Genomic DNA, 16,633 nt, shown 5'->3' on the forward strand with positions numbered 1-16,633 from the left:
TCCAAGCTACTTCTTTGTGAATTTATATGCAAATGATAAATATTTGTATTCTCTCGTTTGTGGCTGTTGAAGTGGGTTTTGTTGCTTTTATACAAAGCTGTAAATTAATAAGGTACTGTTTTTTAATTGTTTTATCTTGTTCTTTGAATGTTTTTAAAAGTAAATGAATATTTTTCACGCTTATGAATTTTTATTGTGTAGGCAGTTTTGTTCACTTGAGGTTTTTTGAACAACCCTAGGGATCTTGAGGAAGGGGTTGTGTCTGAAAAATAGCCTTGCTGAATGGCTTTTCATGTGTTAGCTTAAATGAGTTATGAATACTTATATTTCTGAATTACTTATCAATTTTTCTTGGTGGCGCTCTTAATTGAGCGGCGCTTGAATACGTGTGTTCAACTGCTGCCGAGAGGTGAGAGTTGATTCACAAACACTGTCTCTTTCGGTAGTAAATAAACAAGGAGACAGCGATGACACATACGATTCTTACCGGTGACAGACCAACCGGACCATTACATTTAGGCCATTTTGTGGGCTCTTTGCAGCACCGTGTATCTTTGCAAGAAGAGTATAATCAAACAATTTTGATCGCGGATATGCAGGGGTTGACTGATAATGGTCATAACCCCAAAAAAGTTGCAGACAACATATTTAATGTGATGGCTGATTATTTGGCTGTCGGCATTTGTCCAACTAAAACGACGATTTGTTTGCAATCGGCGCTTCCTGCATTAGCAGAGCTTGCAATGTATTATGCAAACCTTGTCAGTGTTGCCCGATTGGAGCGTAACCCAACAGTGAAAGCGGAAATTGCCAGCAAAGACTTTGGCGCTTCTATTCCAGCTGGTTTTTTAAGTTACCCGATAAGCCAAGCGGCTGATATCACTGCTTTTGATGCCACATTAGTGCCTGTGGGTGAAGATCAACTTCCAATGATTGAATTAACCAATGAAATTGTTCGTAAACTTAACCATGTTGCCGGTAAACAAGTTTTAATTGAAGCCAAACCGCTATTGAGTGAGGTATCCCGATTACCGGGTGTTGATGGCAAATCTAAAATGTCTAAATCACTTGGCAATGTGATCACTTTTGGCAGTACAGATGATGAAATTGTCAAAGCCGTCCGAGCGATGTACACGGATCCAAATCATATTCGTGTTGATGACCCAGGTCAGGTTGAGGGGAATGTTGTATTTACTTACTTGGATGCTTTTCATGACGATAAAAGTTATGTTGCATCACTCAAAGAGCATTATCGTCGAGGTGGCTTGGGGGACAGTAAACTCAAAGGCGTACTTGCAGATTGCTTAGTGAATTTAATTACGCCTATAAGAGCTAGACGAGCACAGTACATTGCGGATCCTGGTCAGCTGAGAGCTGTTTTATTGGCAGGGACAGAACAGGCAAATCAAAAATCACAGCAAGTATTAGGAAGAGTGAAGCAGGCGTTTGGATTAAATATTCTTTGAAAGGTCATTATGTGACCGGCCACATGTTAAATGTGGCCGGCACGCCTCATTCCCAATACGCTTGGGTTATTACTCAGGTTGTTTTAATGGCACATGTTGGAAGATATCCGGATCAATTTCACGGGTGTTGAAATTAGGGAAATCTCGAACTGAAGCCATTTTTTGTGGGTCACCTGTGACCATTCTCAAAAGCTGATTGGTATCTGCTTTGAAATAATATGTGGCGGGACCTTTACCATTTGGACGTTGAAAGTGCCAAATATCAGCTTCAAATCCCAGTACTTCGCACGTTCCTTGGAACTGAGCATCACACAACTCGAGTACATCTTGCATTAGAATTAACTCGTGGCACGGATCAACTTCGTCGTTTAATACTTGTTCTTTAAACGTACTCTGCTTGTCCATATGCTCTCGACTGTATGCAACTTTCGATTTGAAAGACTCATTAGTTGCAGGGTACATGATTTCAGACATCCATAACCGGTGACCTGTTTTTTCTTCAGACCATGGGTTGAAAAGGCCGTCGATTCTGCACACATTGCGCGTATAATCAAACCAGCAGTAACCCGATGTGATGTGGTCGTCTGGCTGCATAGGCTGCCAGTAAGAAACATAACTGGTGCTCCACTGTGCAGGTAATTTAGGTCGCTGCTTTTGTTTGTGCAGGTCCATATTATTTCTCTCCACGAGCCAGTGCTCTCTCAAGTGCTTGGCCTAGTGCTGCGGGCAGTGGCGGTAATTCGCTACGGCGTTCTGCAAAGCTCTGTGCAATTTCTGGTGGTGATAAATGCATTCTATCTTCCACTGTTTCAAACCATAGGCGGCTGATAGTGGCATGTTGGTCAAATAAACGCATGATAGGCATTACATGCTGGTTAAAGTCAGTCAATGCTGCTTGCACATTGTCTGGGTTGTCATACACGGCTTTAACTAAGATCTGCGCACCAACCACTGCCATGGTGGTACCGTGACCGATTGAGAAGTGGCCCGATTGTAGCGCGTCACCAAGTAGTGCAACATTGCCATCAAACGCTTGTTCATGGCTTAGAGTCATAAAGTTACGCCATTTTAGGCCTTCTTGTGCCATGACTGGGTTGCCGTCTAAGTCATCTTCAAAAACCGATGCGATGAACTTTTCAGCATCTTGCGCTGACATTTCATCTAGGCCAGACTTTTGATAAGTCTCTTCGCTACATTCCACCACGAATGTGCTCATAGTACTTGAGTACTTGTAAGAGTGCGCGACAAAAATGCCTTTAGAATGAGATTTAAAAATCAGGTTCATGGCATCAAAAGTCTTAGGAGTGCCATACCACATATAGCGGTTTTTACCGAATTCGACTTTAGGTTTCAATGCGTCACGGTAGTAAGTGGTGGTATGGTTGATGCCATTTGAGACCACCACTAAATCATAGTCGTTACATAATAGCTCGGCATCTTCAAGGGCTGGTTGTTCATAGTCAATGGTTATGCCTAAGCAGACACATAGCTGTCTAAGCTCTCTTACCATAGACTTTCTCTCTGCTCCACACAGTGTCACGCCGGTGCTTTTTAGTGCGCTTTGGTTGTGGTGAGTGAGCTTGAAGTCCTCTAAGTACTGAGCGTCTAGCGTTTCATGGTTTGCTAGGTAAGACAGTGGGTTAGCAGGGTGGTGCGGTGCACGACCAGGTAATACCACGCCCCAGCCAACAACGTTTGCATCTGGGTGATTCTTTTCAATGATGCGAATATCCCACTCTGGCTTTAATTTTTTAGTTTCACTTGCGAACATCAGGCCAGATGGGCCTGCACCAACGACTAAAATCTTCATTAATTCATTCTCCCTATTTTATACCAAACGTTTTGCTTTTCTTGCTTGTCTCTAAGTTCACTGTAACGCATTGAAGTGAAATATAATTTTTCTGCCATATCTGGCGGGTAATGATCTGGAAACTTCTGGTTCATGTAGCGTGCAAATCGTGCTCGCATAAAGAATATTGGGTCAGAGCAGCTAAGGACCTCGTAGTTTGCCCGTGCCATATCTTGCATTGCATCCGCTTCGATTTTTCGAAGTTCTGTGAATTCACTCAGTACTTTGTCAAAGTCATCGCCATATTGCTCAAATAAAGTATCTAGCACATAGGCATCTTCAAGGGCCATGTTCATGCCTTGCCCTAAAAATGGCGCTGTGGCATGCGCTGAGTCGCCAATCAGTAGTGCAGTGTTTTTATAGTGGAATGTAGAAGAACGAACATTAATTAAGTCATTGCTTGGCTTCACCATAAATTGTTCAAACATATCTTGGCGAATATCTTCTGGAACCATCGGGTAGTACTGGTCGAAGAATGTACGCATGGCGGTGCGGTCATCACTGTGTAAGCTCACTTGCCCTGTGTAAGGTAAACAAACCGCGAAGCTGATGCTGCCATCAGGTATGGTCGCCGCTCGGCCTGCAAATTGGCCGCCTGAGTCCATACCAAAGAAGTAGAGTAGATCTTTGCGTAAACCCACTTTTGAGGCGTCTGGCACCACAAGCGTTTTGTAACCATGTTTGAAGAAAGACTGATGGAACTCAAAGCGTCGGCAGTTTGACTGCATGGCCTCGCGCACACATGAGCGCGCGCCGTCTGCGCCTATCAATAAGTCACCTTTGTGAGTGACAAAGTTGTCTTCACTGTCTTTGGTCATGACTGAGCTATCGTCTAAATTGACTTCAATACAACGCTGGTCATAGTGGTAATGAACGCCTGCCAGTTCAGCGTATTTATTGAGTAAAACTTGAAACGCACTGCGACTTAATGACAGTGGTTTGAGCTTATCAAGCGGCGGCAGTTCACGTGTTTTAGGTTCACCTTTGATAAAAAATGACATACCAGATACTTCAACGCCACATGCTTGCAATTCCTCAACTGGGATCCCCGCAGCGACGACAGCTTCAATGCCTCTTACTGTCATACTCACACCAATGGCGCGTGAACTAACTTGGTCAATATAGTCGGCCTGGCTTTGTAGGGGATTTCCACGTTTTTCTATGATGTGTACATCGTATCCACGTTTTGCTAAGTATATGGCTGTCAGGCCACCGGCTAGACCGCCGCCAATGACGATTATTTTCTTCATGATTAAGCTTCCCTTGAAAGTTTGCCAGTTGCGATTTCATGCATCTGATTTTGAAAAAACTCTAATAACTCAATTTGTGTTGTTGGAGGTTTTGCACAGACCATAGCTCTGCCCATATCTGCAAGCTGTTTACACTGCTTTGAGATGGCCATACACCCTTGCTCTAGGTCTGAAAATACTTTTGTTTCAATTGGTTCTGGCACAGGTGGACCTGCGTTTCTGCCCAGCGTACCCGATGGTAAGTTCATTAATAAAACCGATAGTGGTCTTAAAATGCCAGTCATTAAATCTATGGCACCATTCATTAAACGAGAGCGGCGCATGCTGCCCAGTGGCTGAATGGCAAAGTGCTGCATCATGAGTTGAAACATCAATTCATGACAGCCTTTATAAAATTGCATGAGTTCTACAGCAGCAGGATCGGTAACGAGATTACAGCCTGTTCTCGGTTCAAAAACAGGGTTTTTTAACACCGGATAAGCTGGCTCGAACGGAATGTCGCTGTTGGTTAAAGTTTTAGAGATGGCCCGAAGACGATTAAAGTGACTGACTTCGAATTGTGGTGAGTCAGCGGCAACACCTTCGCCTTGCTCTGTGACAAAGTTAATGGCAAATAGTGCAGTTTCTTTGTCGTACACCTCAAATTGATAACCGGGATATTCACGATTGATAATTTCATTTAAGAATAAGTGGTGCTCACCACCTAGGTTGACCCGCTCTTTGCCAAATAAATCGGGGATCTCTTCAATGCCTTTGGTGATATCCGCGTAAAAATCTGCAATAGATTTCCCAACTGTTGGAAAAAACGCGGGCCACTCAAAGCGCACAAACTTTGCAATGATGTGCTCAGAGAAGGGTTCAAAAGAAAACTCAGTATCGAGGCCAAACTTGTCTTTGGCTTCTTCTCCAAGTACGGGCTTACCCGGATAAAACGGCTCACCAAGTGCCATCAATAAGTTATTGACGACCAAATAATGGATCATTTCTTCATGCGCTATTTCGAGTAAAGCGCCACGCCATCCGCTGTTTAATCGTCTATCTTCGCCACCATTTACTAATTCAAGTTGTTGTTCACTCCAACGGCCCATAGAGACAAAGTGCTCACCAATGGCATAGTTAGGTAACGAATAGGCACTGTAGATATATTGCAACATAATCGATAGCTCAAGATCGACGGCATCTTTTAGTGCACTAATCAGCTGTGCTTTTGTTTTTATATTGCCACTGATTTGTACCTTTGGCTGCGAATTGGGCAAGATTTTAGGCATGGCCGATTGTTCGACATTACATAAATACTTTAGGAATAATTGTGCATGTGCGGCAGGCATTTCACGGGTACTTGGCATGTAATAGCTTTTATCCCTATTTTTGGGGTCGCACATTTGCCACATTAAACGGGCATAGGTTTCACACTTACATTTATCCGCCATGCTAAAAACGGCTTCGGTCATAAACGGATAAAACAGCTCGTAGTACGCCATGACATGTTGATAAAGAAAGTCGTAGTCAACTTGCTCTGTTGGCGTATCTGCGAGCGCCCAAGCATCTGGGAGCACTCTAATTTGCACTGGGCTATAAAACTCACCTAAAAATATTTCTGCGCCACCTGCGGATAAACTCTCAACCTTAATGCTGCCATAACCACTATCGTCAGTATCAATATACGCACAGCAAGTGACAGTGTCAGGTGTCAGCGTGTGTGTTGCTAATTGTAATATTGACGCTGGTTTTCCACGATAATAACTGCGAATTCCCAATTCGATTGAACAGGGCTCTGCGGTGACTGAATTTGGACTTTCCATAGCGACAATATGGTGCTCAGCTTGAATATACCAATCGCTTTCATACCAAGTGTGACGTTCGGAACATAACTTCAATGAGTGTTGTTCAAATTGGCTATCAATATCAGGGAGCTGTATGTCAATTATCCCAGAGTTAGTCGCATTATCGAGGTAACTGTCTTTTGGTATGACGGCGATCACTTGGCCATTATTTGATTTTAAATAGAGGTCGCCAAGATCTACTTTCTCACTGAGTTTTGGTGGCATGCCATTTTCAACTGGCATGGTTTCTTCATATCGCTGGTGGGGCAAACTAATTGCGGTATTTAGGCTCAACCAGTTATCTTTTATTGACAAGGCGATTGGTGCATATTGCTCGCTGTTATCTGGTCTTAAGATTCTGCCAGTAGGGCAAGTGGCCATATCGTCGTTGTGCCATAAACTAATGGTGCCGTGTAAGTCACAAAAAACAGGCATATTCGGCGCTTTGGGTGGAGACAAGTTGCTTACGCAGTACTGAATCAGCAAGCCTTTTACAGCTGGGTCTTGAAGCTTATCTTTTAGTGCAGTCAGAAACTCAGAGTCCAAACCAAGTTGATTGAGTATAAAGTCTTGACTGTCCTTACTTACTGTAAATTGAAATAATCGAGCTTCGCTCATTTCCTCATAGAGGAAATGGTTAATAGGCTCTTCGATATAACCACGGTTAAGCCAGCGAACACCATGGGTACAGTCGATATCTGCTGAAAGAATATGCGCAGTGTTGGCTGACGAATTAGGATCGGTGATGGTGAGCTGACCGGCATAAATTAAGGCTGAATCTCGTCTTGTAGGGTCATTATCAACCCAGCGTGCGCGATTAAATGAAGTTCTTAAATATTCGTTATAATGTCCCCACAGTGACAGTTTTTTCCCGACGAGCTTATCATCAGTAATATACTCCCCAGGATGTAATTGAACTGAAGTGACGAGTGTATTTTCCCAACTGAAATGGTTATTACCACGCATGTTATACCCTGATGCGAGGTTAAATGCGCCGTCTTCGTCAATGTGTCCTTGTGCATTAAATTTTGGCCCCATCGACTTCATGTAGTCATGAAAGGCGTGTGGTGGTTTAGACACGTCATAGGGTTTACCATCCTTGAGGGCCGTGTTAGTCGATATATCCAAAGTATTGCTGATATTACGATTACCTGTTGGCACATTAACACGCGCAACCCCTTTAAAATGAACTCGGGGAAAATCGAGAATACTCATTTATAAAAACTTCCTAGTTACTAATTTCTTAATTATGTCTGTGTCTAATGACAATTAAACGTGCGCAAGTTCGCAATCTTTTTGATTAAGTACTTGCCTTTGCCTCACTCTTTCTAGCACTGTATTTGCAGCATTGGTGCCAGCGATAATACCGCCCTCCATCCAACCACAATGAGGTGTATATGCGTCTGATGTTGAGATAATGTGTGACTTTTTATGCTCTAATGTTTTTGGATGGTTTGGGCAAGATTCTTGTGAGAATTCAACGCCATGGACCCAGTGTTTGTACGTGTGTGTAATGGGGTCTGGGAGTTGGCTAACATGGCACTTCAAAGCATCTGCCATGAGTTCTTTTACTGTTTTTAAGTAATGTGCTTCACCTTTTAATGTGGCGTCGCGCCAAAAGTTTGCGTAGTCACTATCGGTATAAAAAAATACATACCGGTTGTCCTTAAAATACAGCTTTCTGATAGGGTTATTGGTAATGACAACGTGATCGGCTAAATCCATTTCTTGCCACCAAGGCGCATCATAAAATAAAAAGCCTTTGAACAGCGGAATAGAGCCATATGTATAGTTACTCCAATCTTGTGGGAAGCCGCAATTAAGCTTTTTCATCGCTGTGGGTGGAAAGGTTAAAATCATCTCACCTTCATCAATGACGACTTCTTGTTGATTGTCATTTAAAAGTTTCAGTGATGGCGTGCTACTGTCAGCTTCTATTTCGATTAACTCATGGCCAAAATAAAATTCTACACCATGCGCTAATGCTTGCTCGTATAGGCGCTCAGGAAGTGCTGAAAACCCTTCTTTAAGATTAAACCATTCATAACCAGCATTGTCAGAAAACCCCTGGATTTCAGGATGTTTTTCAATGATATCGAATGCAATATGTGGCGTGATGTTTGGTAATGATAATGAGTCATAACCAAGGGCGTTGATCATTTCTCTGGCCTGATTCCTGCCTACATAAATCGTTAAAAACTCTTCAAATGAATCATGCGCATGCTCGTCACACAAAGGTTTCAAATTTTTCAGAATGCTCTTTAAACTTTTATGCAATGCTTGTGGGCGCTTTAGTTGTGTAAAAGGGAATTTTTCATACGCCAAATTCAGCAGTTTGACCTGCTCTTTGACATTATGATGAAGCCCTGAAGAAAAGCGTCCTGCACCAAGGTCAACATAATGATCATTGACTTTTATCGCATGTGCTCGCCCACCGACGCGATTTTTATGTTCATAAACTCGAATGGTTTTCTTTTTGCACTCATTTGATTTTGCTAACGTTAGCGCGCAAATTATACCTGAAATGCCCGCCCCGATGATTGAGATTGTATTTTCTCTAACCGTCATGTTCCATGTTTCCTTGAGTTTTCCTAAAAACTTGTAGCTCTAAATGAAACTTCATTAATAATTAACATTATTTAAATATTAAAAATCATTGTTAAGCCGGTTTATTCACTGAAACACGAAACTGTTAAATTCGTATTCCATAAAATCAATAGATTATGATTAATTAAACTCGCTGTAATTGCTGAGGAGCATGATACCACTATCGTTTGCAATAATTAACATTGATCACGAGAATGTTATTAAAATAATGATATTTTCGGTCTGTAATAATTTTTAAACTGTTTCGTTTATTGCAATTTGTGCATTTGCTTTATTGCGATTTTAAATTTAATTCATTTTTTTGAAATAAAGCAGTGTGCCAGTTTCATGATTGGTACATGAATTTTTGTTTTCAATTTAGGGATAAATATGTAGGAATTGTGGAGATGAGATTTCAACGCATTACACGATAGCTTTTACTTAGGAGCACGAAGTGTAAATAGCTAAAATGGACTATTGATTAATGTTATGAATTTTAAAGGGTTTTAATAAAAAATTGGGGAAGATGTTGTCTTGTAATGGGATCTTTTTGCAGGTGGCTCAGAGATTAATACTTGTTGATGAAAGCTTGAATTTTGATTGTGATTTTGCTTTGGATTTGTACCGATTACCTAAAGTGGTAAAACAATAGGTAAATCGGTATTTGTTTATTTGCAATGTAAAAACTAAGATGAATTTTTTATAACTTGATGTAGATCTAGTTATTTTTTATTAGTTTTTTGAGTGTAAATAGCGAGAAGGCTAGAGCAAATAGTCCGCCAACTGTATCTGCAATCGGGAAAGACCACCATAATGCGTCAGGAGTAAACGCATCTGGCAGTACTGCCATCAATGGTAAAAGTACAATATAGGTACGCGCAGCATCTAGCATGGTTGCAGGAAGCGCTCTACCCATGCCTTGAAAGAGGCCACTGGACATCATACAAAACCCAGATAGTGCAAATGCGCAAAATGAGATGAGCGCGATGTGTTTACCGAGTTCCGTGACGTGCTGATCTTGAGTAAAGAGTGCGATAAGCCACTGCGCGTTAAGGCAAAGTATAAAAGTGACGATAAGCCCCCAGCCGACACTCATTGCGCACGCGACGATGTATGCTTTATATACTCTTTGGTACTGTCCTGCGCCATAATTGAATCCCGCTAGCGTTTGAAGGGCAACCATCATGCCGATTATAGGCAAGAATAAAAACATATAGCTACGTACTAAAATACCATGGGCTGTAATGAGTGGCTCAGAATTCTCTGCAAAAACGGTTGATATAGAATATATAGTTGCAGCGAGAATGACCGAAAAACCGCCATGAGATAACAACACAGGTAACCCAAGACTGATAATTTTAGTGTGGACTCTTAAAGGGCTAAAGAGTTGCTGTTTATTGAATTGAACTTTGCTCTCACCTTTAGCTTGCAGTTGTAGCGCCATTATAAGTGCAATGCTGATTGCGCAAATGGTCGCCCATGCAGCACCAGCGACACCCCATTCAAATACAAAGATAAAAATGGCATCTAAAATGATATTTAAAACAGAAGCTGTTGTGAGCACTTGCATCATGGCCTTTGGGTTGCCCGATGCCCGAAATCCTTCCGTAATTTGGTTGCATACAAAACCGACGACCCAAAACAATACAATAGGCGTTATGTAACTACTTGCCTGCGCTTTTAGTGATTCAGGTACCGCTAATAGGTTAAAGATGTTATCTAGATTAAAGTAGATGATTAAGCACAATATCAATGCTGCACTCATGGCAAGTAAAAACGAGGCCGAAAATACTTGATTGGCATCATGTTGTCGTTTTGCGCCCAAGTATCTAGAGACGAGTGAAGCCATGCCACTGCCGAGCATCGTACTTATGGCGATTAAAAGCATTTGGATTGGAAATACGGCTGAAACGGCCCCCATTGCTTGAGCGCCAATACCTTGCGAAATAAAGAGTGCATCCACAAAACTGTATAAACCGCTAATTAGCATGCCTAAAATTGTAGGGATCGCTAAAAAACAAAACTGTTTAAATATTGGCGCAGTTAGCAACGGTGATTCTTGTTGTGCTAACTCAATGTCTGCTGTGGTCGTACTCATAGATTATCCTTGTGAACTGTTGATTGCTGTCGCTAGTGTACTGAAAAAAAATTAATAAAGTTAATTGTTTGTTTGTAAAATTTTAATTTTTTCATTTGCTTGTGGTTTTTATCTTGGGTATCAAATCGCACACCGAATAAAACTTGATGATTTTGTCATGTACTTTTTGTGACTATTTTGTTCAAGTGCTCACGCTCTTTGCATTGATACAGAATATAAGTTGCTTATCTGGTGGCATTTCTATATTTTATTGGTATGTTATATTGTATCTTTTTGTGGAGAGGTAAATGCTAGGAAGTTTTCAGCAAACAGGAGATCGTGTATCGATTGGTCTCGCTTTGTTGTGTTTAGCACATTGTCTATTATTACCATTAATGGTTTTAGCATTGCCATTTTTAGCGACTAGCTTTCTAAAACAGGAAGCGTTTCATCAAATGTTGTTGGTAGGCGTTTTATTAACCAGTGTTTTGGCTTTGTATAGCGGCTGCAAGACTCATCGAAAATGGCAAATTTTTGGCGGCGGTATTGTTGGGTTGGTTGTGTTGAGTATTGCTGCGTTATTTGGTCATGATTGGTTTGGAGAGTTCGGAGAGTCCATCTTAACGGTTATTGGTAGCCTTATTGTTGCTTATAGTCATCTTATTAATATTAAGACGTGCAAAAGCGCATCTTGTCATAATTAACGCCGTTTAATTTATAAATACACTTTGTGAAAGCCACTTTGTGAAAGCCACTTTGTGCAAGTGGTTTTTAATCCCTGAGTTTCGCCCGCATCAACCTCTATTGTCGCCTTTTTAACAAATAGGTTATTTAACCTGCATGTACTATGCTCAATGCATTGGGTTTGTAAAAAGGTGTGTGCGTTGCTGGATTTTAATCATAACTCTCAGTGTGTTAGCCAAGTTAGTTTAACGGCATTCTACCGGCCATCCCACTGTAATTTGGTAGGTGCAGACTAATGGACGGGTTTAGAAACTTTGCACGTATCCCCATTGCACTAAAGATCTTTGTGGTTGTTGTTTTTGGTTTATTAGCGCAGGTTGCAACTTTGCAACTGTATACATTAAAGCAAACCACAGACAGTCATTTAGCTACGCGTATCGACGAAGTGAAAAGCTTATTTGTGCAAGCCAAATCAGCCATCGAATTTATGAATACACAAAATCGTTTTGATGCAATGGAAGAGTACTTAAGTTTAATGAAGACACACTCTGAAGTTGCTTTGGCTATGGTGTTGGATCACCACGGCGTTGTTGAGACAAGCACTAATCACAACTATGTTGGTGTGGTGCCGCAACAGGTCGCACAGAGTTTTAAACTCACGCCAGCATCAACGCAACAAATTAGAGATGCCTTGTCTTCGTCACAAGACCTAATACTTTTTGATCAAACATCAAAGATGTTGGTATTAGTTGGGCTTATTGTTGATACTAATTTAAATAACCCGCCGAAGTATTTGATGATTTTGGCCGATTATTCACAAGCATCACGGTACATACAAAATTCGACCATGCATGCTTTTACACCATTATTTGTAATTATGTTGGTGACCGCTTTACTCGTTGCGCTGATATTTCATGTTTCCATTCAGAAGCGTTTACAAAAAATCTTTCGCCATTTTGATACATACAATTCAGAGCAAGATGTCGCGCTGATTGAGATTAGTGGCATGGATGAACTGAGTGAGCTTGCAAGGAGAAGTAATCGCTTATTCCAAGATTTAGCGAGCAGTCATGCAGCGACAAAAGAGCAGAAAGATTACTTTCAGGCGCTATTTGAGGGGATCACTGATGCCGTTGTCATTGTTGATGAAAAAGGCAATATTTTAGATCTTAATCATGTCGCAGAATCATACTTATACGGTCAATTACAACCTCAAACGCAATTTAACTCGCACTTCAAGTTATCTCACTGTTGTGATGATGCACAGCTATTGAGCTTATCTATCGAGGCAGAAAGAAACCAAGGTCAGAGCGTCAAAAGTTTTTGGCTATTTGAAGATAAATGGCATGCAATTAACTTGTCAGTGACCAAGCTTAATATGAAAAAGCAGACACTGGCCTGCTATTTAGTGGCGTTTGTTGATCAGCAAAAAGAGTTTGAATTGAACTTACAGTTGCAACTGAGTGAGCGCAAGTTTTACTCCATTATTGAAAATATTCCTGAAAGTGTCTTTCTACTACAAGAAAATACCGAAGTGGCATACCTCAACAGTCAGTTAAAGCGGTTTTTATCTATTGATAAGTCGATTAAAGACTCTAAGCAGCTATTGCAAGCGTGCCCGAAAAACATTGCTGACTTCATTGAGCAACGCATGGATTCAGTGATGAGTGGGGAAAGCTATATAAGAGAAGAGGTGCATTACAAACACAAAGGAGAAACCTTTTATAGTGCCATTACATTATTTCCGATTGTTAAAAGATCGGACCGTAAGTTTGCCATGGCTGGGGTTATTTCTGATATTACTGCGCAAAAGAGAACGGATCATACCTTGCAACAGACTCAAAAAAGGCTTGCAGGGCTTGTGAGGCATGCCCCATTGGCAATTATTGAGTGGGATAAGTCATTAACCATTGTATTTTGTAATCAGGCTGCATCTAGTCTGTTTGGTGTAGGGCAAAATGACCTTGTGGGTAGTAATTTGGCCGAAGTGGTCACCTCAGAGTTTAATACCGAATTAGAAAGTTATTTATTGAGTACTGTTTCAAATGAGACTTCTGCAAAACAATTAATTGCGATCACAGATGCGCAGGGACAGCAAAGAGTCACTGAGTGGCAAAGCTTTATGGTGTTCGAAACTCAAAATGAGCCACCACGATATGCTTCTTTGGTATCTGACATTACGATGCTGCACGAGGTCATTGAGTCTTTGGAGTTAAAGGAGGCTGAAAAAGACGAAGTATTACAGTCGATGGTTGACCCTGTGATCACAATCAATGATAAAGGGCAGATCTTAACATTTAATAAAGCTGCAGAGGCTGCGTTCCAGTATCAAGCAGAGAATGTCATCGGTAAAAATGTCAAAATGCTTATGCCTAATGAATTTGCCAAACATCACGATACATTTATCTCAAACTATATGACAACAGGTCATAAGCAGGTCATCGGGATTGGTCGTCAGGTTGTTGGTCAGCGCGCAGATGAAAGTGTTTTTCCTATGCATTTATCGATTAGCGAGCTACCGCTGATGCCAAATGGCGTAAGAAGGTTCATTGGGAATTGTGTTGATCTCACCAATATCAAAGAAAAAGAAGAGCAGCTAAGGCGCTCGATGAAAATGGATGCACTAGGCAAGTTGACAGGCGGTATAGCCCATGACTTTAATAACTTGATTGGCATAATGCTAGGCTATAGCGACATTGTGCTGATGCAACCTGAGCTTGATGAAGACATTGAAAACCACGTCAAAGCGATTGTAAAAGCAGGCGAACGTGCGACCAATTTAACGCAAAAACTCTTGAATTTCTCGCGCAAGGAAAGTGAGTTAACGGAAATATTCTGTTTGAATAATGCGTTGATAGAGAGTCGGCAGCTTTTGGAAAAGTCACTGAAAGCAGACGTTAGATTGGTATTTCACCTAGCTGAAAAACTCCCCAATGTCAGCGTTGATAAGCATGACTTTGATGACATGATATTAAATTTGGTTATCAATAGTGTGCATGCAATTGAAGACGCTGGTACGGTGAGCGTTTCAACCCAGACTCAGCTTTACCAAAATGACTTAATAGGCGCTTCGCCGAGCTTACATGTAAGATGTGAGGTGGCTGATACGGGGACGGGTATTCCTGATGAATATATAGATAGTATATTTGACCCATTTTTTTCGACAAAAGGAGACAAAGGCACTGGACTTGGGCTGAGCCAAGTGTATGCCTTCATTCAACGGAGTAGGGGACAAGTAGAAGTCAAAACGAGTGAGCAAGGGACACAATTTTTAATCTATTTTCCTGTCGTAGATGCTAAATCTTCTCAGGTTTCCCATATTGAAGCGATACCCAGTCAAGTTCAGCATATGCCCTATAAAATTATTGTGGTAGACGATGAATTATCTCTTGCTGATGTGGTAGCGAAGTTGCTTCGCCAAGTCGGGCACCAGGTCGATATATTTGATAATGGGAGTGATGCACTGCAGGCTATGACGCATACTCAGTATGACTTGGTTATTTCTGATGTACTCATGCCTGATTTAAATGGATTCAGCTTAGCTAAAAAAGCGGTGCAAAGGTGCCCCGAAATTAAGATCCAGATGATAAGTGGTTATGTTGACGTTGAACAAGTCACTGACTTTGATGAGCAACTTTATGACAACCTTTTGAGAAAGCCATTTCGCCCCCAAGAATTACTCAATAGAGTCGCTCAGTTGTGTTCAGAATAATTCTGGCTTATTGGTGCTGAAATCAATATTAGTATCAGCCTCAGGTAATGATGTTTTCTCCATGGCAAAGTATTTGTCTGTTTGCTCGATGACGTTTGTGAGGTTTGACTTGAGTAAATCCATTTTAGGCTCAAGTGCACTGAGTTTTTTAGCTTCTTTGGCAATGAGATTGGCGATAAAAAGCTCTTGTTCTTCAGTCAAATCGAGAATATGAAAACTGGACGAAATCTGCTGATTTAAGTCGTTTGTAACATCGAGTATCAAGCTTTTATACTCATCAGAAATATTTTGCAAAGAGCTTATTCCACTGGTGATATCTAAGACGATTTGCTCCATGGCCTGCTGACGAGCCAAATCTAGTAATTTGGACTCAACCCCTTCAATAATTGCGACAGAAATATCTTGAATGGCACCGCTTTCTTCAGGTGACTCCGGCATATTCTTAATTAAGAAGGAGACATTTTTTTCATTAACAATAAGACGCCTGCCAAAATGATGTAATCTGCCTTTGGTGCAAAGTAGTTCAAAAATATTTTGCTCAATCGGGCTTATTTGTGTCTCATTTGGGCCATAAAACTGCATAGTCTCTTGGTTTATCATGATGCTGCTGAGCATGCCCAGCTGCTTCATAGTAGAAAAGAACTGGTTAACGACTTGTTTTTGATTTCTGCATTGATTGAGTAATTTAAAAAATTGCATAACCAAGCTGTAATGAGATGCTTGTTGCATTGAAGACAGTGCGAGTGTAATGGACTCTTGTTCGCTGGCCTTGAGAATGGTTTGTGATTGAATGAATTCACTGACTTTTTGTACTTTGGTGATCAGCTCTTTCATCTGGAAGGGTTTTGCAATGAAATCATCCGCACCTACGTCAAAGGCACGTAATCTCATATCCAAATTGTTGTAGCCAGACACTAAAAAGACAGCACAATTTGTTGGAGATAACTCCGTTTTAATTTTTTCACATGCCGCCAAGCCATCTATGCCAGGCATACTAATATCCATTAAAACGACTTGTGGTGTGAAATGTTCAAGAATGTCATAAGCTTGGGTTGCCGAGTCTGCTTGTTCGCACACAAAAAAAGGTTTTAAGGCGGCGGTGATCATATCCCTTACTGCTTGTTCATCGTCAACAATAAGCACCTTAGCTTTGTCTGCCATAGCACACATACCCCTAAACTTAGCT

Annotated in this window: 10 protein-coding genes; 3 read left to right on the forward strand and 7 right to left on the reverse strand. The window is 41.1% G+C overall.

Annotation, left to right across the window (positions count from 1 at the left end; all coding sequences use genetic code 11):
- Positions 1-467 precede the first annotated feature (467 nt).
- A complete protein-coding gene (gene trpS, locus N473_RS22475) occupies positions 468-1,466 on the forward strand; it encodes a tryptophan--tRNA ligase (RefSeq protein ID WP_063369887.1) in 999 nt (332 codons plus the stop codon).
- Between the two features lie 69 nt (positions 1,467-1,535).
- On the opposite strand, the gene vioE is transcribed toward trpS, so the two are convergent.
- From vioE to N473_RS22505, 6 genes are all read right to left on the reverse strand, one after another.
- Positions 1,536-2,138, reverse strand: a complete 603-nt coding sequence (gene vioE / locus N473_RS22480) for a violacein biosynthesis enzyme VioE (RefSeq protein ID WP_063369888.1) — start codon at positions 2,136-2,138, stop codon at positions 1,536-1,538.
- A 1-nt stretch (position 2,139) separates the two neighbouring features.
- Positions 2,140-3,276, reverse strand: a complete 1,137-nt coding sequence (locus N473_RS22485) for a hypothetical protein (protein WP_063369889.1) — start codon at positions 3,274-3,276, stop codon at positions 2,140-2,142.
- Entirely contained in the window at positions 3,276-4,565 is a 1,290-nt protein-coding gene (locus N473_RS22490) for an FAD-dependent oxidoreductase (RefSeq protein WP_063369890.1), read from the reverse strand. The genes N473_RS22485 and N473_RS22490 overlap by 1 nt, the downstream gene beginning before the upstream one ends.
- A gap of 2 nt (positions 4,566-4,567) precedes the next feature.
- Positions 4,568-7,603, reverse strand: coding sequence for an iminophenyl-pyruvate dimer synthase VioB (gene vioB / locus N473_RS22495; RefSeq protein WP_063369891.1), 3,036 nt, complete (start codon positions 7,601-7,603; stop codon positions 4,568-4,570).
- Positions 7,604-7,657: 54 nt separating this feature from the next.
- On the reverse strand, positions 7,658-8,956 hold the full coding sequence (locus N473_RS22500; RefSeq protein ID WP_063369892.1) for an FAD-dependent oxidoreductase: 1,299 nt from the start codon (positions 8,954-8,956) through the stop codon (positions 7,658-7,660).
- Positions 8,957-9,692: 736 nt separating this feature from the next.
- On the reverse strand, positions 9,693-11,072 hold the full coding sequence (locus tag N473_RS22505; protein WP_063369893.1) for an MATE family efflux transporter: 1,380 nt from the start codon (positions 11,070-11,072) through the stop codon (positions 9,693-9,695).
- 287 nt (positions 11,073-11,359) lie between these two features.
- Here N473_RS22505 and N473_RS22510 point away from each other — a divergent pair, with 287 nt between their 5' ends.
- Positions 11,360-11,755, forward strand: coding sequence for a MerC domain-containing protein (locus tag N473_RS22510; protein WP_063369894.1), 396 nt, complete (start codon positions 11,360-11,362; stop codon positions 11,753-11,755).
- A gap of 275 nt (positions 11,756-12,030) precedes the next feature.
- Positions 12,031-15,447: a PAS domain S-box protein gene (locus N473_RS22515; protein ID WP_063369895.1), complete on the forward strand. Its 3,417-nt coding sequence runs from the start codon at positions 12,031-12,033 to the stop codon at positions 15,445-15,447.
- Here the strand turns inward: N473_RS22515 and N473_RS22520 are convergent.
- The gene (locus N473_RS22520) at positions 15,439-16,608 is read right to left on the reverse strand and encodes a response regulator (protein ID WP_063369896.1); all 1,170 of its coding nucleotides are present in this window, start codon (positions 16,606-16,608) and stop codon (positions 15,439-15,441) included. The genes N473_RS22515 and N473_RS22520 overlap by 9 nt on opposite strands.
- Positions 16,609-16,633: the final 25 nt, after the last annotated feature.

The sequence above is a fragment of the Pseudoalteromonas luteoviolacea CPMOR-1 genome (genome assembly GCF_001625685.1).
Classification (GTDB): Bacteria; Pseudomonadota; Gammaproteobacteria; order Enterobacterales; family Alteromonadaceae; genus Pseudoalteromonas; species Pseudoalteromonas luteoviolacea_K.

What these genes read in the sequence shown, in the direction of transcription:
- trpS (WP_063369887.1), top strand. Translation starts at nt 468, where the DNA reads ATGACACATACGATTCTTACCGGTGACAGACCAACCGGACCATTACAT.
- vioE (WP_063369888.1), bottom strand. Translation starts at nt 2,138, where the DNA reads ATGGACCTGCACAAACAAAAGCAGCGACCTAAATTACCTGCACAGTGG.
- N473_RS22485 (WP_063369889.1), bottom strand. Translation starts at nt 3,276, where the DNA reads ATGAAGATTTTAGTCGTTGGTGCAGGCCCATCTGGCCTGATGTTCGCA.
- N473_RS22490 (WP_063369890.1), bottom strand. Translation starts at nt 4,565, where the DNA reads ATGAAGAAAATAATCGTCATTGGCGGCGGTCTAGCCGGTGGCCTGACA.
- vioB (WP_063369891.1), bottom strand. Translation starts at nt 7,603, where the DNA reads ATGAGTATTCTCGATTTTCCCCGAGTTCATTTTAAAGGGGTTGCGCGT.
- N473_RS22500 (WP_063369892.1), bottom strand. Translation starts at nt 8,956, where the DNA reads ATGACGGTTAGAGAAAATACAATCTCAATCATCGGGGCGGGCATTTCA.
- N473_RS22505 (WP_063369893.1), bottom strand. Translation starts at nt 11,072, where the DNA reads ATGAGTACGACCACAGCAGACATTGAGTTAGCACAACAAGAATCACCG.
- N473_RS22510 (WP_063369894.1), top strand. Translation starts at nt 11,360, where the DNA reads ATGCTAGGAAGTTTTCAGCAAACAGGAGATCGTGTATCGATTGGTCTC.
- N473_RS22515 (WP_063369895.1), top strand. Translation starts at nt 12,031, where the DNA reads ATGGACGGGTTTAGAAACTTTGCACGTATCCCCATTGCACTAAAGATC.
- N473_RS22520 (WP_063369896.1), bottom strand. Translation starts at nt 16,608, where the DNA reads ATGGCAGACAAAGCTAAGGTGCTTATTGTTGACGATGAACAAGCAGTA.